The organism is Sphingobium sp. CR2-8, from assembly GCF_035818615.1.
Taxonomy (GTDB): Bacteria; Pseudomonadota; Alphaproteobacteria; order Sphingomonadales; family Sphingomonadaceae; genus Sphingobium.
In genome coordinates, this window is the sequence record NZ_JAYKZY010000002.1 from 973,603 (window position 1) to 999,898 (window position 26,296).

21 protein-coding genes, 2 tRNA genes and 3 pseudogenes are annotated in these 26,296 nt (G+C 62.9%); 10 read left to right on the forward strand and 16 right to left on the reverse strand.

What is annotated here, in order from left to right; genetic code table 11:
• Window positions 1-4: 4 nt before the first annotated feature.
• The 13 genes and pseudogenes from U5A82_RS08645 to U5A82_RS08705 form a co-directional block, all read right to left on the reverse strand.
• A complete protein-coding gene (locus U5A82_RS08645) occupies window positions 5-1,564 on the reverse strand; it encodes a cryptochrome/photolyase family protein (protein WP_326290173.1) in 1,560 nt (519 codons plus the stop codon).
• A gap of 67 nt (window positions 1,565-1,631) precedes the next feature.
• Entirely contained in the window at window positions 1,632-3,422 is a 1,791-nt protein-coding gene (locus tag U5A82_RS08650; RefSeq protein WP_326290175.1) for a DEAD/DEAH box helicase, read from the reverse strand.
• Between the two features lie 311 nt (window positions 3,423-3,733).
• Window positions 3,734-4,432: a 50S ribosomal protein L1 gene (gene rplA, locus U5A82_RS08655; RefSeq protein ID WP_326290176.1), complete on the reverse strand. Its 699-nt coding sequence runs from the start codon at window positions 4,430-4,432 to the stop codon at window positions 3,734-3,736.
• Window positions 4,433-4,436: 4 nt separating this feature from the next.
• Window positions 4,437-4,868 carry a 50S ribosomal protein L11 gene (gene rplK / locus U5A82_RS08660; RefSeq protein WP_326290178.1) on the reverse strand — a complete coding sequence of 144 codons (432 nt, stop codon included), beginning with the start codon at window positions 4,866-4,868 and terminating at the stop codon, window positions 4,437-4,439.
• A 430-nt stretch (window positions 4,869-5,298) separates the two neighbouring features.
• Entirely contained in the window at window positions 5,299-5,835 is a 537-nt protein-coding gene (gene nusG, locus U5A82_RS08665) for a transcription termination/antitermination protein NusG (RefSeq protein ID WP_326290180.1), read from the reverse strand.
• Between the two features lie 35 nt (window positions 5,836-5,870).
• Window positions 5,871-6,074, reverse strand: a complete 204-nt coding sequence (gene secE, locus U5A82_RS08670) for a preprotein translocase subunit SecE (protein WP_326290182.1) — start codon at window positions 6,072-6,074, stop codon at window positions 5,871-5,873.
• Window positions 6,075-6,245: 171 nt separating this feature from the next.
• Window positions 6,246-6,321: transfer RNA gene (locus tag U5A82_RS08675), tRNA-Trp, on the reverse strand.
• A 63-nt stretch (window positions 6,322-6,384) separates the two neighbouring features.
• Window positions 6,385-7,302 (reverse strand): YihY/virulence factor BrkB family protein, encoded by a 918-nt coding sequence (locus tag U5A82_RS08680; RefSeq protein ID WP_326290184.1) that lies wholly within the window; start codon window positions 7,300-7,302, stop codon window positions 6,385-6,387.
• A gap of 502 nt (window positions 7,303-7,804) precedes the next feature.
• Complete coding sequence (locus U5A82_RS08685; protein ID WP_326290186.1) at window positions 7,805-9,028, reverse strand: dihydroorotase; 1,224 nt, start codon at window positions 9,026-9,028, stop codon at window positions 7,805-7,807.
• Between the two features lie 121 nt (window positions 9,029-9,149).
• A pseudogene (locus U5A82_RS08690) lies at window positions 9,150-10,144 on the reverse strand (aspartate carbamoyltransferase catalytic subunit).
• A 42-nt stretch (window positions 10,145-10,186) separates the two neighbouring features.
• Window positions 10,187-11,797, reverse strand: a complete 1,611-nt coding sequence (locus U5A82_RS08695) for a phytoene desaturase family protein (protein ID WP_326290188.1) — start codon at window positions 11,795-11,797, stop codon at window positions 10,187-10,189.
• Window positions 11,794-12,960 (reverse strand): aromatic ring-hydroxylating oxygenase subunit alpha, encoded by a 1,167-nt coding sequence (locus U5A82_RS08700; RefSeq protein ID WP_326290190.1) that lies wholly within the window; start codon window positions 12,958-12,960, stop codon window positions 11,794-11,796. Before U5A82_RS08700 ends, U5A82_RS08695 begins: the two co-directional genes overlap by 4 nt.
• 60 nt (window positions 12,961-13,020) lie before the next feature.
• Complete coding sequence (locus U5A82_RS08705; protein WP_326292888.1) at window positions 13,021-14,010, reverse strand: bile acid:sodium symporter family protein; 990 nt, start codon at window positions 14,008-14,010, stop codon at window positions 13,021-13,023.
• A 92-nt stretch (window positions 14,011-14,102) separates the two neighbouring features.
• Between U5A82_RS08705 and U5A82_RS08710 the strand changes: the two are divergent.
• Window positions 14,103-14,866, forward strand: a pseudogene (locus U5A82_RS08710) (enoyl-CoA hydratase-related protein).
• 62 nt (window positions 14,867-14,928) lie between these two features.
• Here U5A82_RS08710 and U5A82_RS08715 read toward each other — a convergent pair.
• Together U5A82_RS08715 and U5A82_RS08720 are read right to left on the reverse strand one after the other, a co-directional pair.
• Window positions 14,929-15,243, reverse strand: coding sequence for a hypothetical protein (locus U5A82_RS08715; RefSeq protein WP_326290192.1), 315 nt, complete (start codon window positions 15,241-15,243; stop codon window positions 14,929-14,931).
• A gap of 68 nt (window positions 15,244-15,311) precedes the next feature.
• Window positions 15,312-15,827 carry a MarR family winged helix-turn-helix transcriptional regulator gene (locus tag U5A82_RS08720; RefSeq protein ID WP_326290194.1) on the reverse strand — a complete coding sequence of 172 codons (516 nt, stop codon included), beginning with the start codon at window positions 15,825-15,827 and terminating at the stop codon, window positions 15,312-15,314.
• Window positions 15,828-15,949: 122 nt separating this feature from the next.
• Here U5A82_RS08720 and U5A82_RS08725 point away from each other — a divergent pair.
• The 3 genes from U5A82_RS08725 to U5A82_RS08735 all read left to right on the forward strand — a co-directional run bounded on the left by U5A82_RS08725 (window position 15,950) and on the right by U5A82_RS08735 (window position 18,110).
• Window positions 15,950-16,024 (forward strand) — tRNA-Gln (locus U5A82_RS08725).
• Window positions 16,025-16,243: 219 nt separating this feature from the next.
• Window positions 16,244-17,530 carry a tyrosine-type recombinase/integrase gene (locus tag U5A82_RS08730; RefSeq protein ID WP_326290196.1) on the forward strand — a complete coding sequence of 429 codons (1,287 nt, stop codon included), beginning with the start codon at window positions 16,244-16,246 and terminating at the stop codon, window positions 17,528-17,530.
• A gap of 280 nt (window positions 17,531-17,810) precedes the next feature.
• On the forward strand, window positions 17,811-18,110 hold the full coding sequence (locus U5A82_RS08735; protein WP_326290197.1) for a hypothetical protein: 300 nt from the start codon (window positions 17,811-17,813) through the stop codon (window positions 18,108-18,110).
• A 244-nt stretch (window positions 18,111-18,354) separates the two neighbouring features.
• Here U5A82_RS08735 and U5A82_RS08740 read toward each other — a convergent pair whose 3' ends face one another.
• Entirely contained in the window at window positions 18,355-19,236 is an 882-nt protein-coding gene (locus U5A82_RS08740; RefSeq protein ID WP_326290199.1) for a LysR family transcriptional regulator, read from the reverse strand.
• 140 nt (window positions 19,237-19,376) lie between these two features.
• Between U5A82_RS08740 and U5A82_RS08745 the strand changes: the two genes are divergently transcribed.
• The 6 genes and pseudogenes from U5A82_RS08745 to U5A82_RS08770 all read left to right on the forward strand — a co-directional run bounded on the left by U5A82_RS08745 (window position 19,377) and on the right by U5A82_RS08770 (window position 26,241).
• Window positions 19,377-20,516 carry a TIGR03364 family FAD-dependent oxidoreductase gene (locus tag U5A82_RS08745; RefSeq protein ID WP_326290201.1) on the forward strand — a complete coding sequence of 380 codons (1,140 nt, stop codon included), beginning with the start codon at window positions 19,377-19,379 and terminating at the stop codon, window positions 20,514-20,516.
• The gene (gene phnX, locus U5A82_RS08750; protein WP_326290203.1) at window positions 20,513-21,358 is read left to right on the forward strand and encodes a phosphonoacetaldehyde hydrolase; all 846 of its coding nucleotides are present in this window, start codon (window positions 20,513-20,515) and stop codon (window positions 21,356-21,358) included. The genes U5A82_RS08745 and phnX overlap by 4 nt, the downstream gene beginning before the upstream one ends.
• Window positions 21,359-21,384: 26 nt before the next feature.
• The gene (locus tag U5A82_RS08755) at window positions 21,385-22,674 is read left to right on the forward strand and encodes a DUF5690 family protein (RefSeq protein WP_326290204.1); all 1,290 of its coding nucleotides are present in this window, start codon (window positions 21,385-21,387) and stop codon (window positions 22,672-22,674) included.
• Window positions 22,675-23,015: 341 nt separating this feature from the next.
• A pseudogene (locus tag U5A82_RS08760) lies at window positions 23,016-23,294 on the forward strand (TonB-dependent receptor plug domain-containing protein); the annotation flags it as partial.
• Window positions 23,295-24,487: 1,193 nt separating this feature from the next.
• Complete coding sequence (locus U5A82_RS08765) at window positions 24,488-25,453, forward strand: TonB-dependent receptor domain-containing protein (RefSeq protein WP_326290205.1); 966 nt, start codon at window positions 24,488-24,490, stop codon at window positions 25,451-25,453.
• A 299-nt stretch (window positions 25,454-25,752) separates the two neighbouring features.
• A complete protein-coding gene (locus U5A82_RS08770; protein WP_326290206.1) occupies window positions 25,753-26,241 on the forward strand; it encodes a hypothetical protein in 489 nt (162 codons plus the stop codon).
• The last annotated feature ends 55 nt before the right edge of the window (window positions 26,242-26,296 follow it).

A 26,296-nucleotide genomic window follows, 5' to 3' on the forward strand; every position in this document is an offset into this window, starting at 1 on the left:
TACATCACGCTCTGGCCTCGCCACCTGTATCCAGCTGTTCCAAAAACCGGGCCGCCTGCGCCAATATGGCGGCCCGGTCGTCCTGCGCCATCCGCTCCCAATTGCGATAGGGCATCGCCATCCTCGGGTTGCGGCCCAGCTTGCGCGCGTTGCGCGCCAGGAAATCCCAATAGAGCGCATTGAACGGGCAGGCATCCTCGCCCACCCGCTGCTTGACGTCATAGCGGCAGCCGCCGCAATAATCGGACATGCGGTTGATATATGCACCGCTCGCAGCATAGGGCTTGGACCCCAGCAGCCCGCCGTCCGCGAACAGCGCCATGCCCAGCGTGTTGGGCAGCTCGACCCATTCATAGGCGTCGGCATAGACTTCCAGATACCAGACATGCACTTGGATAGGGTCGATCCCGGCCAGCAGGGCGAAGTTGCCGGTAATCATCAGCCGCTGGATATGATGGGCATAGCCATGGTCGATCGTCTGGCCGATCGCCTGGGACAGGCAGCGCATGTCCGTCTCGCCCGTCCAGTAGAAGGCGGGCAGGTCGCGCGTCGCGTCCAGCGCGTTGCGCCGCCCATAATCCGGCCCTTCATGCCAATAGATGCCACGCACATATTCGCGCCAGCCGATGATCTGGCGAATGAAACCCTCGGCGCAATTCAACGGCACCTTGCCCGCGCGATAGCGGGCCTCGACCTTCCGGCACAGGTCCAGCGGATCGAGCAGGCCTGCGTTGATATAGGGCGACAGGATGGAGTGCCACAGGAACGGCTCGTCGCTCAGCATCGCGTCTTGATAGTCGCCAAAGCGCGGCAGCGCCTCGTCCAGGAAGCGACGCTGCTGGCGCAGCGCATCCTCATGCGTGACCGCGAAATGGAAATGGTCCAGGCTGCCGATATGGTCGACAAAACGCGCCGCGACCATGTCCAGAACCTGCGCCGTGATCGCATCGGGCCGGAACGCTATAGGCCGGGGCATCAACAGGTCGCGGCCTGGCGCAGGCTTGCGATTATCCGCGTCGAAATTCCACTGCCCACCCTCGGGCGTGCCGTCGGCCGCCATCAACAGCCCCGTCTGCCGCCGCATGTCGCGGTAGAAATATTCCATCCGCAACTGCTTGCGCGCTGCCGCCCAAGTGTCGAAGGCCGCATGGGAACAGAGGAAACGATCATCCTCATGGATGGTGACGGGCAGGGCGAAGCGCGTCTCCCACGCGTCCAGCATCGCGCGGACCCGCCATTCGCCGGCCTCGGTAACATGGATGGCGGCGGGGCGATGTCGCGCCACCGCGCGGGCGACCTCGCCGGTAAAGCTGCCGCTGTTATCGGGGTCGTCCAGCCGCACATAATCGACCGTCCAGCCCAGCGCCCGCAAGCGCTCCGCATGATGGCGCATGGCGGACAGGATGAACGCGATCTTCGCCTTGTGATGGCGGACATAACGGGTCTCATCCGCCACCTCCATCATCAGCACGACGCTGCGCGCCTTGTCCACCGCGCGTAGCGCCGCGATGTCGGGGGTCAACTGGTCGCCCAGCACCGGAATCAAGATGGGCGCGTCGGTCATCCTGCTGGAATGAACGACGCGCCCATCGGGTTGCCAGCTGCCCTAAAGGGCAATGGCCTATCTGCTATCAGCCGCGCGAGCGGGGCGGCCCCTTGCGCGGGCCACCCGCGCCAGCGCCCTTGAACGGACGCGGGCTGTGCGGGGCAGCGCCGCCGCGCGAATGGTTGCCGGGGCCGCCACGGGGCGGGCCGGTGCGATTGGGGCGATCGCCATTGGCAGGACGCAACTGCTTGCGGTTGGTCCGCGCCTCTTCACGCGGCGCGCCGTCGACCATGTCGAACATCACGTCCGCGCCTTCGTCGCCCGCTTCGCCCGACCGGCGGACGGCGGCCAGGAACTTGGCCGAAATCGCCTTGGGGATTTCGAACATCGTCTCGTTGGTCGTGATCCGGATCGCCCCGATGTCGCCGCGCGACACATGGCCGCGACGACAGATCAGCGGCAATATCCAGCGCGGATCGGCATTTTGCGTCCGGCCGATGTTCATGCGGAACCACTGCGTGTCCTCAAAGCCCGGACGCGGCCCGTCACGGCGGGCAGGGGCTTCGCTGGCGTCCAGCAGCTCTTCGGGCGCAGGCATCGCCGCACGGGCGCTGCGCACGAGCATCGCGGCGATTTCCTTGGCGCTCTTGGCTTCCAGCAATTCGCCGCCCAGCGCCCAGTCGGACTCTTCCAGTTCCATCGGCTCCAGCAGGCGCGAACGCAGCCGTTCGGCGTCCTGCGCGGCGATCTGTTCCTTGCTCGGCGCGGTCGTCCATTCGACCGGGATCTTCGCGCCCTTCAGCATCGATTCGACGCGGCGACGGCGCGGATAGGGCACGATCAGCACGGCGGTGCCCTTCTTGCCCGCGCGCCCGGTACGGCCCGACCGATGCTGCATGGTTTCCGCGTCGCGCGGCAGTTCGACATGCACCACCAGCGTCAGCGTCGGCAGATCGATGCCGCGTGCGGCGACGTCGGTCGCCACGCACACCCGCGCCCGCTTGTCGCGCAGCGCCTGCAACGCATGGTTGCGCTCATTCTGGCTATGCTCGCCCGACAGCGCCACGGCGGCAAAGCCCCGTTCGGTCAGGCTGGCATGCAGATGGCGCACATTGTCGCGCGTCGCGCAGAACAGGATCGCGGTTTCCGCCTCGTGGAAACGCAGCAGGTTCACCACCGCATTCTCGATGTCGGCAGGGGCCACCGTCATCGCCTGATAGCTGATGTCGCCATGGCCGCGCTCGGCAGAGATGGTCGCGATTTGCAGCGCGTCCTTCTGGTAACGCCGCGCCAGCGCCACGATCGGCTTGGGCATGGTCGCCGAAAACAGCAGCGTGCGGCGGCCCTCGGCGGTCGCGTCGAGAATGCCTTCCAGATCCTCACGGAAGCCCATGTCGAGCATTTCGTCCGCCTCGTCCAGCACCGCGGTCTTGAGCGCCGACAGGTCGAGCGCGCCGCGTTCCAGATGGTCGCGCAGACGGCCGGGCGTGCCCACCACGATATGCGCGCCCTGCGCCAGTGCGCGGCGCTCCTTGGCGGCGTCCATGCCGCCCACGCAGGTCGCGATGCGGGCGCGGGCACCGGCATAGAGCCATTCCAGCTCGCGGCTGACCTGCAACGCCAGTTCGCGCGTCGGCGCGATCACCAGCGCCAGCGGCCAGGCCGCCGGGGGCAGGCGATCGGCATCGCCCAGCAATTCGCTCGCCATGGCGAGGCCGAAGGCGACGGTCTTGCCCGAACCGGTCTGCGCCGACACGATCAGGTCGCGGCCATGCGCCTCTTCCTGCGTCACTTCGGACTGAACGGGGGTCAGCGCCTCATAGCCCTTGGTAGTCAGGGCCTGGGCGAGCAGGGGGTGGAGGGTTTCAAAAGCCATATTATTGTTTTTCCATCGGATAAAGCGACCCGCCTTCTTCCGACGGATACAACAAGACCTGTGCCTTCCATCCGCAAAACGGATGTTCAGGGTGCAAGGTCACACACCCTGATTCTCTAGGTTGGAAAACCAACCTCCGTTCGCCCTGAGCTTGTCGAAGGGCCACTCTTCTTTTTGGTAGAAGAACGAGGCTTCGAGAGGCTTAGCCTGAACGGTTTAGAGGAGCGCCGTTCACGGCTTTCCCCAAATAAGAAAGCCTCCTTCCCGCGTTCCCGAGGAAGGAGGCTTGCCTTAACGCTATAGCATAAAGATCAGACTGCGGCGACTTCCGCCACATCGACCTTCACGCCCGGACCCATCGAGGACGACAGGGCGATCTTGCGGACATACTTGCCCTTCGAACCCGACGGCTTCGCCTTGACGATCGCGTCGACGAAGGCGTCGAAATTCTTGCGCAGATCTTCGGCGGTGAAGCTCGACTTGCCCAGACCGGCGTGGATGATACCGGCCTTTTCGACGCGGAATTCGATCTGACCACCCTTGGCGGCCTTCACGGCTTCGGCGACGTTCGGCGTCACGGTGCCCAGCTTCGGGTTCGGCATCAGGCCCTTGGGACCCAGAACCTTACCAAGGCGACCCACCAGACCCATCATGTCCGGCGTCGCGATGACGCGCTGGAAATCGATGTTACCGGCCTGGATCGATTCCAGCAGGTCTTCCGCGCCCACGATGTCGGCACCGGCGTCGAGCGCCTGCTGCGCCTTGTCGTTGCGGGCGAACACGGCGACGCGGACGTCCTTGCCCGTACCAGCCGGAAGCGTGACGACGCCACGGACCATCTGGTCGGCGTGACGGGGATCGACGCCCAGGTTGATCGCGATTTCGACGCTTTCGTCGAACTTGGCGGTCGCGTGGGTCTTGATCAGGCCCAGCGCCTCGTCAACGCCGTGCAGCTTTTCGCGGTCGATCGCGGTGGCCAGGGCCTTCGCCTTCTTGGTGATCTTCGCCATTATATCAGCCCTCCACCACGTCGAGGCCCATCGCGCGAGCGGAGCCTTCGATGATCTTCGTTGCAGCGTCGATGTCGTTCGCGTTGAGATCGACCATCTTGGCCTGCGCGATTTCGGCGAGCTGAGCGCGCGTGATCTTGCCGGCGACGACCTTGCCCGGTTCCTTGGAACCCGACTTCAGGTTGATCGCCTTCTTGATCAGGAAGGTCGCAGGCGGCTGCTTCGTGGTAAAGGTGAAGCTGCGATCCGCATAGACGGTGATGATGGTGGGCAGGGGGGTGCCCTTGTCCAGATTCGCCGTCTGCGCGTTGAACGCCTTGCAGAATTCCATGATGTTCACGCCGCGCTGACCCAGGGCAGGGCCGATCGGCGGGGCAGGCTTGGCATCTCCAGCGGGCACCTGGAGTTTGATATAGCCCGTAATCTTCTTGGCCATTGTCACTCACTCTATTGCTGGGCGGTCTGCAAGCATCCCGCCCGGTTCAAGTTTAGCGGTCGAACGGAGGCCAGAAACCTCCTCCCGCATAGCATCCGGCCACCCTGGGGCAGCACGGAAGCGCGGGCCTATAGCGATGTTCCTTCCGAAAGGGAAGGGGGACTGTCCGTCTGACGGAAAATCCCGGTTGGCGCTATTCTCGTATCAACTGGCGACGATGTGAACCTCTCGCTCCACGTTCCCCGGCGCAGGCCGGGGTCCAGTTCGGAGCGTGGGACTGGACCCGGCCTGCGCCGGGGAACGCGCGATATGAACCCGCCATTATCGAGGGGGCTCTCATGCTGGTAGTCGTAGCGATTTCCTATTAGGTACAAAAAGGGTCGCCAACCCTGCGGCGGCGACCCTTTTGCAGAACCTGTCCTGCGACCGGTTACTTCGACAGTTCGACCTGCTCGAAGTCCAGTTCCACAGGCGTGGCGCGACCGAAGATCGACACCGACACCTTGACCCGGTTCTTTTCGAAATCCAGTTCCTCGACCACGCCGTTGAAGCTGGCGAACGGACCGTCCAGCACCTTGACGCTGTCGCCAATTTCGTAATCGACGCTGACCTTGTGCTTGGGCGCGGCTTCGGCTTCCTTGCGGGCACCGAAATAGCGGGCGGCTTCGCTCTCGCTGATCGCCTGTGGCTTGCCCATCGAACCCAGGAAGCCCGTCACCTTGGGCGTGTTCTTCACCAGGTGATAGATGTCGTCGTTCATGGCCAGCTTGGCAAGGACGTAGCCAGGCATGAACTTGCGCTCGACCTGGACCTTCTTGCCGCGCTTGACCTCGGTCACGGTTTCGACAGGCACTTCGACCTGTTCGACCAGTTGGGAGAGGCCCATGCGCTCGGCTTCGGACAGGATCAATTCCTTGACCTTGTTTTCGAAGCCCGAATAGGCGTGGATGATGTACCAGCGCGCCATGTTACCGTCTCAAACTCCTGTTCAGAACGTGCCGATCAACGACCCGCTGCAAAAGCCAGCAACCACTGGACGATCGCGCCAAAGAAGGTGTCGATGCCAAAGAAGAACAGGCCCAGAAGCGTTGTCATGATGACGACCATGACACCGGTCATCACCGTTTCGCGGCCCGTGGGCCACACGATCTTCTTCGCTTCGGTCTGCACCTGATTGACGAATTCGCCGGGGGAAACCTTCGCCATCGCCTGCCTCTGCACTTCTTTAAACCAACACCAAATCGCGAAGCAACAGTCCGCCCTCCCGATCCCGCCCTGTTCGGCGTCCGGGGGTGCGGCCGCATGCTCCGCGACCAAATTCGCTTGCGCACTTAGCCGCGAGCACCTGTATTTACAAGCGTTCGCGGCCAGTTCGCTTGGCAGGAGTGGAGGGACTCGAACCCACGGCATTCGGTTTTGGAGACCGACGCTCTACCAACTGAGCTACACTCCTGCACTGGCCCGAGCCAGCGAAGGAGGGCGCTTTAGCGTGGCCTGACGGGCAGGGCAAGCGTCATTATGCGCGCGCAGCATTTGCCTGGGGCACGCTGGTGTCGACGCTCGTCTGCCGCTCGGCCTCCGCGTTGATCTGCGCGCCCAGCAGCACGATATAGGCCGACACGAACAGCCACAGTTGCAGCACCACCACTGCGCCCAGCGATCCGTAGGTCTTGTTATAATTGCCGAATGTGGAAACGTAGAAGGACACGCCGAGCGTCGCGATCAGCCAGAACAATGTCGCCGCCACCGATCCGACCGTCAGCCATTGCCACTGCGCCTGCCGCCGGTTCGGCCCGAAACGATAGATCAGGCCGAATATGACGCTGGCGAACAAACCGGCCAGCACCCATGTCGCCGCCTTGATCGTGAACAGCACGCCCGGCCCCCAGTTGGTCAGGAAATCCTGCAACAGGCCGATGACCGTCGCGGTGAACACGCCGACCACCACCACCAGCACAGCCGAGAAGGTGATCCCCATCGACGTGCGATAGAAGTGCAGGATGTTGCGCCCTTCCTTCTGCTCATAGACGATGTTGAGCGCCTCCATGATCGCCGACGCCGCCCGCGTCGCGCCATAGACGGCGATGGTGAGCGCCAGCAGCAGGCCGAACCCGATCGCGGGCTTGCGCGTGCTGACCACGCCCAGCAACTGGTCGTTGATCAGGCCCGCTGCGTCGGCGGGCACGACCGTGATGATCGCCTGCATATGGCGACTGACGATCGCCGGATCGCCGAACAACCCATAGGTCAGGACGACGGCGGCCAGCAAAGGCGCGATCGACAGGAATGCATAATAAGCGACACCGGCCGCCAGCAGCCCGACATGATGGTCGCCCAGTCCCGTATAGACGCGCTTCAAAATCTCCCACCATGCCTTTGGCGGTATCTTCCACGGCGCATCGACATGCACCTGCTGCGCGACCTGCTGCGTCATCAATGTCCCCTGTTGTTCCACAAACGCAAGCGCGTGAAGGGGGAGGGGGTTCCCTTTGGCTTCGGATCCACGGGGCGCGGGGCTGATTTGGGGGGGTAGCGGACTGACCGCTCTGGTTTACCGAACCTGACATAACCGCGTCATGCCAGCGAAGGCTGGCATCTCAGGCGGCGGCGCGCCACGATAGGGATAGCGCGAGGCAGTACACTACACCTACGAGATATGACGGACCTTATCCTCTGACCGCCTGAGACCCCAGCCTTCGCTGGGGTGACGTTCAAGTGAATGGCCGACTCCAAGTCATCGCACAGCATATTCAAAGAGCAACAGATGGTCGTCTTCGTCCATACGGACTTCGCCATCCTACGCCCCGGTTCCCCTGCTACCATAGCGGCCGCCAGCTACACCTTCAGCCGACATCGCTTTCCAATAGGATCACGCCAACGCAACATAATGTCAAAACATACGGGAAATGTGCGAAGTTAAGCGCATGACGCCAAGCTTATAGAAACACGCCGCCCTTCATGATCCGCCGCGCGCGCCCCTGCACCGGCACCTTGTCGAACGGCGTATTGCCCGCCGCCGCCGCCATCCGGGCGCTGTCCACGATCCAGGGCGCATCGGGATCGACGAAGATCAGGTCCGCCGCGCTCCCGCTCGCGAAGCTGCCCGCATTCACGCCCAATATCCGCGCAGGATTGGCGCTCAGCAGCGTCATCAGCCGCCCCATGGTCACATGCCCCTCCCGCACCAGATTGAGCGACAGCGCCAGCAGCGTCTCCGCCCCCGCCATGCCGGGTGACGCGTCGGCGAAGGGGAGGCGCTTGTCCTCCGGCCCGCGCGGATCATGGCTGGACGTGATGACGTCGACCGTCCCGTCCGCCACCGCGCGTAGGCTCGCCTGCCGGTCCGCCTCGTCCCGCAACGGCGGCGACAGGCGCGCAAAGGTGCGGAAATCGGTCGCCGCCTGGTCGTTCAGGAACAGATAGGCCGGACTGATGCCGCACGTCACCTTCAGCCCTTCGGCCTTGGCCGCGCGGATGAGGTCGAACCCCGCCTGCGTCGTCACCAGCCGGAAATGGATCGCCGCGCCTGCCTCGCGCGCCAGCATGATGTCGCGCGCGATGGCCAGCGCTTCGGCGCAGGCCGGTGCGTGGGGTAGGCCCAGCCGCGTCGCCGTCTCCCCACTCGTCGCCACCGCCTTGGCCGTCAGCCCGCCATCTTCGGCATGGGCGATGACGGTCAGGCCCAGCCCGCTGGCATAGGACAGCACGCGTAGCATCACACCCGAATCAGCGATCCACTGCCGCCCGGTGCCGATCGCCTTCGCGCCCGCCATCTGCATCAGGCCCATCTCGGCCATCTCTTGGCCCAGCAACCCGCGCGTCGCCGCCGCAATCGGATGGACCCAGAAATCGGGCTTGCCCGCCCGCGTCGCCTGCCGGATCAGTCCCACCTCGTCCAGCGGCGCGCGCTGGTCGGGCATCAGCGCCGCGCGCGTGATCCCGCCGAAATGAAAGGCCGGCTTGTCGGTGGCGAAGACGCCGAGATCGATCAGGCCCGGCGCGACGACGAGGCCGCCCGCATCGACACGCTGCGCATCGTCCGGCACCGCAACATCGCCCGCCGCGACGATCCGGTCGCCCTCGATCAGCACGACGCCCGGCGTCGGCGCGTCACCTGCGGGATCGGCCAGGCGACCGTTGATGATGGCCAACCGTGTCATAACACCCCCTCAAATCCGTTCGCCCTCAGCTTGTCGAAGGGCTTTTCTGTCTTTTGGGATTGGGTGCGGGACGAGGTGAAGGGCTTCGACAGGCTCAGCCCGAACGGGGTTGAGAAGATGCTCATGCCCAACCCTCCACACCGCGCGCGCCGCGCGTCAGCACGTCCAGGCACGCCATCCGCACCGCGACCCCCATCGCCACCTGCTCGGTGATCGCCGAGCGTTCGGGATCGTCCGCCACCGCGCTGCTGATCTCCACCCCCCGGTTCATCGGGCCGGGATGCATCACCAGCGCGTCGGGCTTGGCCAGCGCCAGCCGCTCGGGCGTCAGCCCATAGAGCGCATGATATTCGCGGGGGAGGGGATGAAGGCCCCATCCATCCGCTCATTCTGCAACCGCAGCATCATCACCACGTCCGCGCCGTCCAGCCCCTCGTCCATCCGGGTGAAGGGCGTCGCCCCCAGCATCTCGACTTCGGGCGGCAGCAGCGTGGGCGGCGCCACCGCGCGCACCTGCGCGCCCAGCGCCGCCAGGCACAACATGTTCGATCGCGCCACCCGGCTATGCAGCACATCGCCGCAGATCGCGACGACCAGCCCGGCAAAACTGCCCTTGCGCCGCCGGATCGTCAGCGCGTCCAGCAGGGCTTGCGTGGGATGCTGGTGCCACCCGTCGCCCGCGTTCAGCACCGGGCAGTCCACCTTGTCCGCGATCAGCCGCACCGCGCCTGAACTCGCATGGCGGATCACGATCACATCGGCCGCCATGGCATTGAGCGTCATCGCCGTGTCGATCAGCGTCTCGCCCTTCTTCACGCTCGATTGCCCGGCATGCATGTTGACCACGTCCGCGCCCAGCCGCTTCCCCGCAATCTCGAACGACAGCAACGTGCGCGTGCTGTTCTCGAAAAAGGCGTTGATCTGGGTCATCCCCGCCAGCCGCCCGTCATGCTTGCGCGCGCGGCCCTTGTTTGCCTGCGCCCAATGTTCGGCCTCATCCAGCAGGAAACGGATTTCCCAGGGCTTCAGGTCCGCGATGGACAGAAGATGCCTGTGCGGAAACAACGCCCGGCCGGTCAGCTCGGGGGTCGCGTCGGGTATGAAGATATCGGGCATGAGCCGGTGCTTTAGGCAAGCCGACGGGGGAGGGCAAGGCGCTTACCTGCGCCCGAACCATTTCCCCAGGATCGACCCGTCGCGCAGCACTTCGCGCGCCGCATTATGCCCCGGCGCGCCGGTTACGCCCCCGCCCGGATGCGTTCCCGCGCCGCACATATAGAGGCCCTTCACCGGCCCGCGATAGCCGCCATGGCCCAGCACCGGCCGCGCCGCCCACATCTGGTCCAGCGTCAGATTGCCATGCATGATGTCGCCGCCGACCAGCCCGAACTTGCGCTCCAGATCCAGCGGCGAATGGATCTGCCGCGCGATCACGCTCTTCGCAAAGCCCGGCGCATGGCGCTCGACCGTCGCGATGATATCGTCCGCCGCCGCTTCGCGCGCGTCGTCCCACGACCGTCCGTCCGGCAGTTCCGGCGCGAATTGCTGGCAGAACAGGCTCGCCACATGGCACCCTTCGGGCGCCAGCGTGTCATCCACCGTGGACGGGATCAGCATCTCCACGATCGGCGCCTTCGACCATCCGTCCCGCTTCGCGTCCATGAAGGCCCGGTCCATATAGTCCAGCGTCGGCGCGATGATGATCCCCGACTGGTGATGCTCGCCCGCGCCCGGCAGGCAGGTGAAGTCGGGCAGGGCGCTCAGCGCCACATTCATCCGGAACGTCCCCGATCCCGCCTTGAACGCCTTGATCCGCTTGACGAAATCTACGGGCAGGTCGCTCGGGTCCATCATCCGCTCATATAGCAGTTTCGGCCCGACATTGGCGATCACCGCGCCACCCATCACCGCTTCGCCGCTCTCCAGCCGCACGCCGACGGCACGCCCGCCATCCACCAGCACCGCCTCGACCGGCGCGTCCAGGCTGATCTCCACCCCCATCGCAGTCACGACCTGCGCCATGATCCGCGTGATTGCGCCCATGCCGCCGACCACATGCCCCCATGCGCCCTTCTTGCCGTTCACCTCGCCGAACACATGGTGCAACAGCACATAGGCGCTGCCCGGCGTATCGGGCGACGCATAATTGCCGACCACCGCATCGAAACCGAACGCCGCCTTCACCGCGTCGCTCTCGAACCAGCTATCCAGAAAGCCGCGCGCCGATTTGGTGAACAGGTCCAGCACGTCCCGCTGCGCCTCGATCCCCAGCCCCGCGACCCGTCGCCCCTGTTTCAGCGCCTCGACGATCATCGTCAGCCCATCGCCGACATTGGGCGGGCTTCGCAGCACCAGGTCGCGCAGCACATCCGCCACCACCTCCAGCGCCGCATAATAAGCGGGCAGGGCGGCGGCATCCTTCGCGCTGAACCGGGCGAACTCCGCCTGCGTTTTCTCAATTCCGCCGCCCAGTTTCAGATAGCCGCCATCGGGCTGCGGCAGGAAGTTGCTGATCGGCCGCTCGATCACGCGATAGCCATGGGTCTCCAGCTTCATGTCGCGGATCACCTTGGGATTGAGCAGGCTGACCGTATAGCTGGCGGTGGAATTGCGGAAGCCGGGATGGAACTCCTCCGTCACCGCCGCCCCGCCCACGACGCCGCGCCGCTCCAATATGCGCACTTTGTAGCCCGCCCGCGCCAGGTAGAAGGCGCAGACCAGCCCATTATGCCCGCCCCCGATGATGACGGCGTCGTAGCTTTTGGTCATGCCATGTTGCTCCACCCCATCCCCGGCGCCCGATGCAGCCGCGCCTGCGGGATCACATCGCGCACCCGCCCGCAAAAATGCCGCAACGCCACTTCCTGCTCGGACAGCGGCCCCACCGTGAAGCTCGCCGATGCCATGCCCGCCTGCACCCGCGCGACAAGGTCCGTATCCTCGACATTCACCTGTCGGTTGATCCGCCAATTGAGGTAACGCGCCACCCGCATCTCCCGCCGTGAGTTGGGGATCGCATAGCTGATCTCACGGATCAGCGTCTGCGTCGGCGACACCGGCAGCCACTGCATGAAGTCGATCTGGTCGGGATAGATGTCGAAGGCGACATTGGGCCACAGCTTGTAATAGGTCCACAACCGCTGCCGCTCGGGTGGCAGATGCGGCACTGGCGGAAGGAAATGCTGATAGGCCCGCTCGGACAGGTTGGCCGACGGCCGGTCCAGGATCGGCCCCCACATCGTGTCGACATGCGCGCTGGATTCCACGCCATAGCCATCACCCATCAGGCGCTTGAGGCCCGGATGCGCCACCGCGATATGCAGTCCGTCCGCATAATTGTCGCCGATGATCTTCCAGTTCACGTCCCGAGGCCGCAGCGTCACTCGCCCCAATGCCCGCACGTCTTCGAACCTGTAGGGCGCGACTTCATGCGCGTAGGGCGCCATCATCTGCGCCACGGACGGTCCGCCATCATCGGCCAGCCGCACGAACAGAAAGCCCTGCCACGCCTCCACCTCGACCGGCGTCAATCCATGATCCGCCAGCGCGAACGCCGCGCCATAGCTGGCCTTCATCGGCACGCCCGAAAGCCGCCCATCCTGTTCGTAAGTCCAGCCATGATAGGGGCAGACCAGCTTCCTGGCGCAACCGCCGGGACCGTCCACGATGCGCGCACCGCGATGGCGACACACATTGGTGAAGGCGCGTATCGTCCCGTCTTCACCGCGCAGGACGATCACGCTTTCACCAATATAATCAATCACATGATAATCGCCGGGTGCGGGAATGTCGCTCTCATGGCACACGATCTGCCAGGATGGGCGGAAGATGCGTTCCACCTCGACCGCGAAAAACTCGGCGTCGCCATAGGTCCAGGTCGGCAGGCTCCACCCCGCATCGGGATCATTCCCCGCCAGCACCCCGCGAACCATATCGCACCCCCGCGCCCATCATGTTTTACGATCGTATAATAGACTTTTCGAAAAGACGATTCAACTGTCCAACTCGCTGTCTCTTTCACCGTCCGCCTGTGCCCCGTAACGTCGCGCCAGATAGGCGCAGACCATCAACTGGATCTGGTGGAAGACCATAATCGGCAACAGGATCGGGCCCACCGCCGCAGCCGGGAACAGCACGCCCGCTATCGGCACGCCCGACGCCAAACTCTTCTTCGACCCGCAAAATTGCAGCACGATCGCATCTTCCCGCGACAGGCCCAGCATCCGGCCCACCATCAGCGTGAAGAACAGGATCGCCACCAGCATCCCGATGCACAGCAGCGCCAGCACCAGCAGTTCCTCGCTCGAAACCTTGGACCATAATCCCTCGACCACCGCGGCGGAAAAGGCGGCATAGACCACCAGCAAGATCGATCCCCGGTCGACCCGTCCGATCATCGCCTTGTGCCGCTCGATGAAGCCGCCGATCCAGGGCCGCATCAGATGGCCGACGACGAAGGGCAGCAGCAGTTGCAGCACGATTCCTTCGACCGAGGACAGGGAAATCAGGCTCCCGCTACCGCTCCTCTGCATCAGCAGCGCGACCAGCACCGGCGTCAGGAAAATGCCCAGCAGGTTGGAAAAGGAAGCGCTGACCACCGCCCCGGCCACATTGCCCCGCGCGATCGCGGTAAAGGCGATGGACGACTGCACCGTCGATGGCAGCAGCGCCAGGAACAACAGCCCGGGCCGCATGTCTATGGGCACGAACCCGAATTGCCCGACGATCAGTCCCAACAGGGGAAAGGCGACGAAGGTCGTTGCCAGCGTCGCCAGGTGCAACTTCCACGCCTTCGCCCCGCTCCAGATCGCCGCGCGCGACAATTTTGCGCCATGCAGGAAAAAGAGCAGCACGATGCCGACATCGGCCGCCATGTCTGCGACCCACGCGCCGATCCCCCGCGCCGGCAGGATGGACGAGAGGGCGACGGTCGCGATCAACAGGATCAAAAAAGGGTCCAGGGCTTGACGCAGGCGCTGTATCATGAGCTTCCATCATCGACTGTTCGGGCAGGGGATAGACGCGGGCCATGGCATGCGCCAACAATTTCCCCTTGGACGCGCACAAGGAGAGGATGACCGTGAGCGAAGATATCAGGATCATGGACGATGCGGGTGTAATCGAAATCCGGATCGATCGGCCGGACAAGAAAAACGCCCTGACCGCTACCATGTATCGCGCCATGACCGCTGCCCTCGCCGACGCGTCTGCGCGCGCGGATATCGGCGCGGTGCTGATCTCGGGGCAGGGGGATGCCTTCTGCGCGGGCAACGACCTGAAGGATTTCATGGCCGGGCCGGAGGGGGGCGCCGCCGCCTTCGACTTCATCCGCGCCATCGCCGCGTTCGACAAACCGCTGGTCGCCGCGGTCCAGGGCCAGGCCGTCGGCGTGGGCACGACCATGCTGTTCCACTGCGACCTCATCTATGCCGCGCCCGACGCGCGCTTCGTCATGCCCTTCGTCAATCTGGGAATTGTACCGGAAGCCGGTTCCAGCCTGCTCGCCCCGGCGATCATGGGCCATGCCAAGGCGGCGGCGATGCTGCTTCTGGGCGAACCGATGGACGCGCAAAGTGCCGATCGCGCCGGCTTCGTGACCGCCATTGTATCGACCGACGCACTACGCGATCATGCACGGGCCAAGGCTGCGGCGCTCGTGGCCAAGCCGCCCCAGGCGCTGGCCGCCACGCGCCGCCTGATGAAGGGCGATTCCGCAGCGCTCGCTGCACGGATCGAGGAGGAAGCGCGCCTCTTTCGCGAAACCCTCTCCTCCCCGAAGCGCAGGAAGCGTTCGCCGCCTTTTTCGAAAAGCGCCCCCCGGTTTTCCGCAGGGGTTAGGCCATTGGGCGGGAGCGCCGTCGAAGCATTCTCACGCCATTCGACGGCGCTCCCGGATCCCATCATTCCTTCTTGAGGTCGCTGCCCGCCTTTTCCAGCGATTCGCCGACATCGCGCTTGGCCTCGCCCGCTTCACGCTTCGCATCGACGGCTGCATTGTCCGTGGCCGCGCCGATCCGGTCGGCGCCATTGTCGATCGCCCGTCCGGCCCGGTCCAGGCCATTGTCGATCTTCGCACCCGCATTGTCGACCGCGCTGCTGACGTCGTTGCCGATCGCCGACCCGGCATTTTCCAGATTGTCCTGCGCCTTTTCCGAACAGGCGGACAGGCTGGCGACGGTCAGCACCGCGACTGCGGCGATAAGGGATGTGCGCATGAAGGCTCCTCTTGCAACATATGGATGCTGTTAAGCGCAGGAAGCCGCATAAGGTTTCGCAACCCTGCCTATCCGCTGCGCAGGCCGAATATCATCGACCGGTCGGCTTCTGGGATCAGCCCTTCCAGTACGCGCCAGAATCCGGTGACCGATCCCTGTCCCGCCTGGGCATAGGCCGCAGCCATCTTCTCACGCAGGGCGCGAAACAGTTCGGCTTCCAGCGTCTTGCCCGCAGGGCTGAGCCGCAGCAGCTTTTGCCGCCGATCGCTGGCGCCCGTCCGCGTCTCGATATAGCCACGCTCGATCAGGTCGTTCAGCACCCGCCCCAGCGATTGCTTGGTGATCGCCAGCAGCCGCAGCAGATCCTTGACCGTCAGGTCGGGCTGGCGCGAAATGAAATAGAGCGCCCGGTGATGCGCCCGGCCAAGCCCCTGCGCGGCCAGCCCTTCGTCGATCGATCGAGTGAGCGCGGAATAGCCGAAATAGAGCATCTCGATCCCGCGCCGTATCTCGTCCTCGCGCAGGAAGAGCGGGGAGGCCGATGAAATCTGGGCGGGCTGGGAGGGGGTACTGGTAACCGACATGAAGGGATATGATCCGGCATAGAGGCAAAGTGCATATTGGCGTCACGAAACTGGCATGACTAGGCTTTCCTTTCGCCGATGACACGTTATATGGCGGTCCGCGCCGACATGATCGGTGCTGCTGGGGCGTCGCCAAGCGGTAAGGCAGCGGCTTTTGATGCCGCCATGCGCAGGTTCGAATCCTGCCGCCCCAGCCAATATTTCGACCCATATTTACCAACACCGTCTCACAGGGTTGCAATAAAAAACCCTGTTTTCAGTGACTTATTTCCGTTATTCTGTCTCACGCCGGAGCCATTCCGATCAGGCAGTTTCAGGCGATTTGTTGGTAAATCCGTTGGTAAAAACAGGCGTCGAAGTTGGTAATCGGGTGCTGCCGGTTCGAATCCGCAAACAGCGGAGCCGGAGTACCGCCCATGCTGACCGATCAAATGCTCGCCACTCTGGTGGCCCGCGACAAGCTCATCAAAAAGTCCGACGGTGGCGGCTTGCACATCGTGGTGATGCCGTCTGGGAAGAAGCGCTGGCGTCTCGCCTATCGCTTCGATGGCAAGCAGAAAACTGTCGATGGCGGCGAGTATCCCGCTGTCAGCCTGCACCGTGCGCGCGTCTGGGGCGAAGAGATGAAGGCGCTCGTCTCGCAAGGCACCGATCCCATCGACCATAGGAAGGAAGCCAGGTTTCAGGTCGTGGCCGACCGGACCACGTTCGCCATGCTGGCACATGAATGGATGGAGGCGCGTCGTCCGGCTTGGTCCCCGCGCTACGCCCGGCTGATAGAGGGGCGGCTCAACAATGATATTCTCCCTATTATAGGGGACAAGCCTGTCCGCTCCATCCTTCCACGCACGATGCTCGAAGCATTGCGCGTGATCGAGGCGCGCGGGTCGTTCGAAATGGCCCATCGCATCACGAACCATTGCAGCGAAATATTTCGTTTCGGCATCCCGGACGGACGCTGCGAGAGCGATCCATGCCGGGACCTTTCATCAGCGATGATCAAGCCCCCGCCGGTCCGGCACCGCGCCAAGATCGAGATCAAGGACCTTCCTGAATTCTATGCACGTCTCAACGCAGACGGCGGCTCGCAACTGAGCCACCTCGCATTGCGATGGACGATCCTTACCATGGTGCGGACACAAGAAACGCGATTTGCGCAATGGACAGAGTTTGAGGGGCTGGGAAGCGAAGAGCCGCTCTGGCGCATACCGCCGGAGCGCATGAAAATGCGTTCCGAGCATCTTGTGCCCCTGCCCCCGCAGGCCGTCGATCTTTTGCGCCAAATCCGGGACATTAATAAATATGGCAAAGTCGGCAATGAGCGGCTGGGGAAATATCTGTTCCCGGTTGCTGGCTCCCGATCGGACGTCATCAGCGAAAACCGCATGCTCGATGTCATGTATCGAATGGGCCTACGCGGCAAGGCCACGGTCCACGGCTTTCGATCCCTTGGCAGTGCCGTCTTGAATGAGTCCGGTCTCTTCATGCCAGACTGGATAGCAATGCAGCTCGCGCATATGCCGCGCGGGGTCAGGGGGGTCTATAACCCGGCGCGTTATCTGCAGCATCGCCGTAAAATGATGGATTGGTGGGCGAAATATCTGGATGCAGCTGAAGAGGCCGCACCGATGGCCCTCGAAGGTTTTAAAGTCGCCCAACGCAAGCAGGAGAAAACCTTGGCTTGGTTTCAGACGTCATGGTGACGGATGACGCTGCTGAGATTGTCTTGGGTGAACGCCAACGCTCTCATGATCATTGATCAGCCAAGGACATAAAGGATGCAAGTAATGGTCGTTTGCAAAATGTCGGCTTCAGAGCTGTGGGCATTAGATAGCAGCCATACCAAAAACGTAGCTAAAGCAATTTGCCAATAGGCCAGACGATAGCCGCGACATCGGCAGAAATTTTCATGAATGGCGCTTTGCATCCAGAAAGTTGGTTGGGCGTTGTCCCGTCACAACCGATTCGTTCAGGGGTGACTCAATGCGTACCAGAGAGAAATTAGCCGACGTCGTGGCAGGGCAATCGGGTCGCCAGCAACGCAAGCAATTCGTGCGATCGCTTAAAGAAACAGCGGCTCGCGCAGTGGTAACAGCTTCTGTGACTTTCGTTGTGGGTTGGGCCCTTAAGCGGATGTTCGAAAATTCTGTGACAGAAGCAGCGAAAGAGGGAGCCGCAGAAGCGGTTCAGCAAGAAATTCCGAACAAAACACCGCTCATGTCGAGCCTTCCATCTTATCCAATGAAGGCTATAGAAGATTTGCCGAGTGATTTTGGCAGGTGATTTATCTGCCAAGCTATAATGGCCGATAGTGGAATGTCCGGTTCGGAGCCCGGCTGCAGAGGTAGCTGACATTCACCCGGCGTCGGCTGCCGACCAATTGTTGCCTTTCGATCGCAGAGGCACGAACGTCGGCTGTTAGCAAAGTTGGTCATTGTGGTTCGAGCGACGTGCTCGTCTGCGCGCAATTTTCAGATTTTTAGACTGAGGTTCGCGATCATCAATGCCGATATGAAAGCACCGCGCCTCAGCGTTCTGCCAACCTCTTGGCGATTGCCAGCGACTGGCGGATCAACGGCATGCGCTTGCGTTCAGTCCGCACAGCCAGATAGCCTTTCACCTCGATCAGGGATGAGCGCGTATCGAGCGGTAGCACCCTTATGCGGCTGTCGGGCGGGCATTCCTTCTCGAACATCAGGCTCATGCCGATGCCCTGAGCGACGCCCTCCCGGATCATTTCACGTGTGTGCAGTTCCATCGTCTGGCCCGGTGCGATTTCCGCATCGGCCAGAAGTCGGTTCATGGCCGCCAGCGTGCGCGACGTGGCTTCACGGACCAAAATCACTTCCTGCGCCAGCCGCGCAATCGGGAACAGCTTCAATCCATCGTCCGGCCATGACGCCGGCAAAATCGCCACCAGTCGGTCTGCATAAAGTGGCGTGTAGGTATAGTCCGTTTCGATCGGCGGTTCGCAGATGATGCCGATGTCCACCTGCGCCTTCAGTAGCAGCTCGTTGGTCTGCATGGCGTTGGCGATCGTCACGCGAAAATGCGCATTGGGAACTTCCGTCTTGAACGCGGCCATGAACTCGGCGGCATAGGGCGGACTGTCAGTACCCAGGCGCAGCAGCGCGCCGCTGTCGATGTCGTCTTCGCCCAGCAGCGCGCCGATCTCATCGGCGATCCCGAACAGTTTCTGCGCTTTGTCGAACAGTTCGTGCCCGGCAGTGGTCAGCGTCAGTGGTGGGCGCATCCCTTCGATCAGCTTGACCTTGTAGCGATCCTCCAATGCCTTCAACTGTTTGGATAAGGTCGGCTGCGAGATGTTGAGCCGCCGTGCGGCCTTGCTGACGCTGCGTTCGCTGGCGACCGCATAAAAGCTGCGCAGATGCAGGAAATTGACGCTCAACCCATTACCTTTCCCTGACCGAAGGCCATGCGCGTCTATGGTCGCCATGCCTCAGATGCATTGGCCTTGATCGCGCCGCTGCCGCAAACAGCCTGTGAAGCAAGATTGTTACAAGTTGGTCACAGGCAGACGAGAGCGACATGGACAGGGAATTTGACGTTGCGGTGGTCGGCCGCGGCATAGTAGGGCTTGCCCATGCGCTGGCGGCGGCGCGGACCGGCAAGCGTGTGGTCGTGATCGACCGCCATGCCCGTGCGACTGGTGCCAGCATCCGCAATTTCGGATTCGTCACCGTGACGGGCCAGGAACGATCCGAGATGTGGCCGCTCGCGCGGCGCGCACGCGACGTATGGGCGAATGTTGCGCCGCGTGCGGGCATCGCCATCGAGCAGACCGGCCTTGTCCTGCCCGTGCGGCGTCAGGCTGCCGCTGCCGTTCTGGAGGCCTTCATGGCCACCGAAATGGGCGAGGGCTGTCAGCTTCTGACCGACCGTCAGTTACGCACGCTCGACGCCGAGACGCCGTTTCAGCCGTGCGAAGCGGCTTTGGTCAGTCCGCACGAACTGCGCGTGGAAGCCCGCGATGCCATACCCAAGATAGCTGCGTGGCTGGAACGGGACATGGGCGTCACCTTCGCGCCGCCTGCCACGGTGACCGCCTGCGACAACGGGCGCGTCGTCACGAGCGCAGGCGACTATCGCGCCGCTGCCATATTCATATGCCCCGGCGACGATCTGAACGCGCTGTTCCCGCAGGTCATGGCGGCCCATGCAGTCACGCGCTGCAAGTTGCAGATGCTGCGCCTCGCCGCGCCCGGCTATCGGCTTGCGCGGCCGGTGATGAGCGACCTCGGGCTCACCAGATACGAAGGCTATTCCGCCCTGCCGGAAGCCGCGCCGCTCGCGACCCAGTTGCAGGCGGAGCAAGGGGCTTTCCTCGATGCGGGCATTCACTTGATCGCCGTGCAGTCGGCCGACGGGTCGCTGGTCGTGGGCGACAGCCATGACTATGGCGACGCCCCCGACCCCTTCCATCATGAGCGCATCGACGCCTTGATGCTGGAAGAGTTTTCTGCTGTGCTGGGCAAGGCCCCGCCGGTTATCGAACGCTGGGTGGGCATTTACGCCTCATCCCCCAAGCAGAACTGGTTCACCAAGGCCGTTGCGCCCGGCGTCCATGTCACGGCTGTGACTTGCGGCGCTGGCATGTCCACCGCCTTCGCCATTGGCGAACGGGTGGTCGGCGCGGCGCTCAATGCCCCGATCAAGGAGATTGCATGATGTCGGATATTGTCGCGGTCCTGTTCGACTGGGCTGGTACGATGATCGATTTCGGATCGCGTGCCCCCGTGATGGCCATGCACCAGGTTTTCGAAGCGGCCGGTGTTCCCGCCGACGAGGCCACCATCCGCCGTTATATGGGCATGGCCAAGCGCGAGCATGTGGTCGCCATCCTGTCCGAGGACGCCATGGCGATGCGCTGGATGGCGGCGAAGGGCAGCGCGTGGACGCAGGCCGATGTCGACGCGATCATGGTCGATCTGGAACCTGCCATGGCCCATAGTGCAAGTCTCTGCCGTGATCTCATTCCGGGCGCAGCGACAGCGGCTTCCGCCTTGGGTCACAAAGGGATCAAGGTCGGTTCGACCACCGGCTACACCCGCACGATGATGGCGGACATCATCCCCGCTGCCGCCGAGCAGGGTTATGCGCCCGACGCGATCGTGTGCGCTGGCGAAACTGCGCTGGGCCGCCCTGCGCCGCTGATGCTGTGGCAAGCGATGGCGCAATTGTCCGCATGGCCGGCGGGGCGCTGCGTCGCCGTCGATGACGCGCCGGTCGGGATCGCCGCTGGCCGAAACGCGGGGCTATGGACCATCGGCCTTGCCGGATCGGGCAATGGCGTAGGGCTGGCCTATGATGATTTCATGAGCTTGTCCGCCGACGACCGGTCCGCGCGCATGGCGCCGGTGATGGTCGAGTTCGCGGCGGCCGGAGCGGATTTTGTGATCGAAAGCGTCGCTGACCTGTGCATTGCGATCCGCCTGATCGAGGAAGCGCTGGTCAAGGGCGAGCAACCCGGGTCTGCGCCGACCCGGATGTTGATCGGCCACAACGCGTGACCAGCCTGGCGGCAACTGGGGCAGTGATGAGGCCGCGACGGACGTTCACGCAGCGTCTGGCGCGGGCGCATCCAGCCCTGTTCGCTCTTTATGGCGGACTTGCCGCCTTTGCCGCCTATTGCTCCATGTATGCGTTTCGCAAGCCGTTCACCGCGGCGACCTATGCCGATGCCAGCGGCTGGGAAGGCGTGATCGATTTCAAGATCGCGCTCGTGATCGCACAGGTCGCGGGCTATGCGCTGTCCAAGTTCATCGGGGTCAAGGTGATATCCGAAATGGCGGCGTCCCGTCGCGGTCTCGCGATCGTCGGACTCATCATGGTTTCATGGGTGGCGCTGCTGCTCTTCGCTATTCTGCCGCCCAACTGGAAAGTTGGTGCGCTGTTCCTCAACGGTCTGCCGCTCGGCATGATTTGGGGACTGGTGTTCGGCTATGTCGAGGGGCGGCGTACGAGCGAGGTGATCGCGGCCATCTTGTGCGCCAGCTTCGTGGTGTCGTCGGGCATCGTGAAGTCGGTCGGCATGTGGTTGATGATCGGCATGGGCGTCAGCGAATATTGGATGCCGGCAATGACCGGCGCCCTGTTCATGCCGCTGCTGATCGTCGCGGTCATCGGCCTGGCGCACATGCCGCCCCCGACACCGGAGGAGCAGGCCGAGCGGATGGCGCGACCGCCCATGCCTGCCGCAGCGCGCCGTGCCTTTCTGCGCGACTATGGTCCGGGCGTCGGCTTTCTGGTCCTCGCTTATACATTCTTTACGGCAATCCGTGATTTTCGCGACAATTTCTCGGCCGAAATCTGGATCGACCTTGGCTATGCGGGCGTGTCGAGCGTCTTTACCGCCAGCGAGGCGCCGATCGCGCTGGTGACGCTGGCCATCCTGGCCAGTCTCGTCTTCATCCGGGACAATCTGCGTGCGCTGATCGTCATCCATGTCATCGTCATGCTGGGCGCGGCGCTGATCGGGCTGTCGACATTGGCGTTCCAGCTAGGCTGGCTTGCGCCACTCCCTTGGATGATCCTGTCGGGGCTTGGGCTATATCTGGGCTATACACCGTTTAACGCGATGCTGTTCGACCGGCTGGTCGCGGCGACGCGACGGGCGGGAACGGCCGGCTTCCTCATCTATGTCGCCGACGCGACCGGCTATGGCGCCAGCGTCGTGCTGACGCTGCTCCGCAACCTGCCGGGCGTCACGCTCGACTGGCTCCATTTCTTCATCTGGCTTGCCTATGCGGGCGCGGCGCTGTGTCTGGCCATGGCGTCCGTCTCCATCCTCTATTTCAGACGAAAGCTGGGACACGCAAATATTTAAACACGCAATTTCATTCTCTTTCGAAGATTATACCTCGTACGGCCAAGCTGTGCGAGGCGATTTTCGTCTAAATTGGTCCGCCATCCGGCTATTGCTGCGATGCACCCAATGAATTGGATGAGCCAGACCAAGTCATGGCAACCCCAGGATCAAGATCAGCGGCGCTGTGATAGCGCCGCCATCAATCAAGGGGTGAAATTATGACGAGGTTCGTTCTTAAATCCGCTGTCAGCTTGGGGGCACTCGTCCTCGCCACCACGGCGCACGCGCAAATCGTCCCGGCCGCCGGCGATGCGTCGTCCAGCGACATCGTCGTCACCGGCACGATCGTCAGCGGCGAGATGAAGTCGATCGAGGCGCAGCGTCGCGCCGACAATATCGTCAACGTCCTGACTGCCGACGGCATCGGTCGCCTGCCGGATCGCAACGCCGCCGAAGCTGTGCAGCGCCTGCCTGGCGTCGCCATCGAGCGGGACCAAGGTGAAGGCCGCTTCGTCGCCGTGCGTGGCCTGCCCTCGCAATGGAATTCGACCCTCATCAACGGCAGCCGCCTGCCTACGGCCGAGGAGGAAACGACCAGCCGCGCGACCGCTTTCGACTTCTTCCCGTCCGAGCTGATCGAACAGGTCGTCGTCGCCAAGGCAATCACGCCCGACATGGAGGGCGACGCGATCGGCGGCTCGGTCAACTTCATCACCAAGACCGCACCCGACAAGCGCACGCTGCAACTGACTGCCGGCGGCAATTATTCGGAGAAGGCGAACAGGGGCGGCTTCCTGATGAACGGCCTCTATGGCGACCGCTTCGCCGACGGCAAATTCGGCTTCGTCCTGTCGGGCAGCTATTATAACCGCCACTGGGCGACAGACAATTATGAACCGCGCCGTGGCGGGGACGGCATCGGCATCACCCGCCTCGAACTGCGCGACTATACCGGCGTGCGCGAGACGATCGGCCTAAACGGCGCGATGGAATATGCGTTCGACGATGGCGGCAAGCTTTATGCTCGCGGCATCTACGGATCGCTCAAGGATGACGAGACGCATTACAAGCACCGCCTGAACTTCGCGTCCAACCGGGTCGAAGTGCAGCATATCTTCAACACGCTCATCACCGAACTGAAGGGCGGTGAAGTGGGCGGCATCCATATGCTGGGCAACGGCGGCGCGAAGATCGACTGGAAAGCCGCGCATTACGAAAATCTCTTTCGCTATGGCGATACGCCCGACGGCCGCGACAACAGCTATTTCGTCGTCCGGTTCGACCAGCGCAATGTCAGCTATCAGGGCTTGGACAATCGCGGTTCGGGCAACCTTGCCTATAACGAGATAGACGGCGGCACCGATCCGGCCGATGCGATCAGCAACCATCTGCCGTCCGGTTTCCAGATGGACCCGGCGCTCACCCGCCTGTCCAATGTCGAACTCTACAAGATCCGGGTGAAGGAAACCGACCGGATCGTGCTGGAAGGCAACGCGACTTTACCGGCCAGCGACACGCTGACCTTCAAGGCGGGCGCCAAATATCGCGACAAGCTGCGCGATGCGACGTTCGAGGATCTGTTCTACACCTGGAACCCGGCAGCGGGGCCGGTGCCGACATTGGCGGACTTCCCGTTGATGAACCAGCCGGGGCGCGGCGGCTATCTCGACGAACTCCCGATCGGCAAGCAATATAGCGGCCAATTCTCTCAGGTCGTGTCCGAAAAGGATCTGGTGAACTGGTATCTCGCCAATCGCGGCAATCTGGTGCTGGATACGGCCGGATCGGCGACCGCGCAAAATGGGGGTCTTTGGGTCGCACCTTCCGCCTCGTGGAAAAGCAGACGGCCGGTTACGCCATGGCGACCTGGAACCCCGGCGAGGCGGTCACGCTGCTCGGCGGCGTGCGGCTGGAACATACCAAGACGACCGTTTCGGGACAGGTTCTGGTCAACGGCGCGCTGGAAAACGAGCGGCGCTCCAACGACTATCTGGCGATCCTGCCGTCGCTGCATCTGACCTATCGCTTCGACAGCGACACCAATCTTCGTGCGGCCATCACCCGCAGCTTTGCCCGGCCCGACTTTGGCGATCTCGCGCCCGGCGGCGCGTTCAGCGAAGCCGATCTGGAATTTGCCGGCGGCAACCCGGACCTCAAGCCCACCTATGCCTGGAATGGCGACCTGTTGTTCGAACATTATTTCGGCAATGACGGCGTGATTTCGGCGGGCGCCTTTTATAAGCGGATTAGCAATCCGATTTATGACTCGCGACGGATCGACACCTATCGCGGCATTGATGGCGTCGCTTTCCTGACCCCGGCCAATGGCGCGGCGGGCGATCTTTACGGCCTGGAGTTCAACGTGCAGCGCCGGCTGACCTTCCTGCCCGGCCTGCTGTCCAACTTCGGCGTCAATGCGAACTATACCCTCATCCGCTCCAAGTTCACGCTCCCCGATGGACGCGAGGTGCGAGTACCGCGACAGGCCAATAATCTGGCGAACTTTGCACTTTATTATGACGACGGCCGTTTCTCCAGCCGCCTGGCGATGAACTACAAGGGCGCATTCATTGAGGAATATGGGGCCAGCGCCAATCTGGACAGCTTTTATGGCGCCTATACCAGCCTCGATCTGACGGTGAACTGGCAGGTGACGCCGAAGGTGACGCTGTTCGGTGAAGCGAGCAATCTTACCAATCAGAAGCTGCATTATTATCTGGGCAACAAGGATCGTCCGTTGCAGGTCGAATATTATGGCCCCCGCTTCGTGCTGGGCGTGAAGGCCGCGATTTTCTGATATCTGTGCCGGGTCAGCATAGTCTTTATGCCGATACGTCGTGCTGCGGCGTGATTCGCGGGACCATGCTGACCGAACGCCTCCACACCGACCCATCTCCCTGCCCCAATCTATGGACTTCAGCGCGGCGCAGTTTGACAATCGCCGCGGTCACGCTTGGCCGCCCCTTTGACGGCGTCTATCCAGATGAGCCCACCTATGAGCTGCATCGATTCGACGCTGCGGAACGAATATCACCTCTGGTCGGATGTCGTCGATGCTGACACCATCCCACTCGGACAAGCAGGAGAAAAGGGATGTTGAAACTTGCTATCGTAACAATGGCAGGCGCCATTTTGCTCGCCGGCCCGGCCTCGGCACAGGGCGGAGACGATGAAGCCATCAATCTGGTTTGTTCGGGTCAGGGTGAAAAGCTCGGTTCGGGCTATGTCAACAACCTGGAGTGGGACCGCTATGATCACAAATATCGAGTGCGCAGCGGTGTGCAGACCGAGATGCGGGGATTCGCGTCCGCAGTCACGCTCCAGATCTATGGTAATGATGGTCGCATCCGTTTGCCGGAAAAGCTGATACCGCCCCTCCATTCGGGTGGCGATCATCAGCATTGGTGGCAGCTAGAAGACGTCATCGTCGGGAGCGACGAAATCCGGGCGAGCTATCGCCTCAACGGCCTCAACAAGCCCAAGCTTAGGATCGACCGGCAAACCGGCGTGATCACGATCAAGGGCACCGGGCAGGACTTTTCCGGCACCTGTGACAAAGTCGATGCCGGGCAGCGGCGTTTCTGAGAAATTTTTGTCGGGCGTTCTGCCTGATCGCTGGTTTTGCGCGATCTTCGGAAGG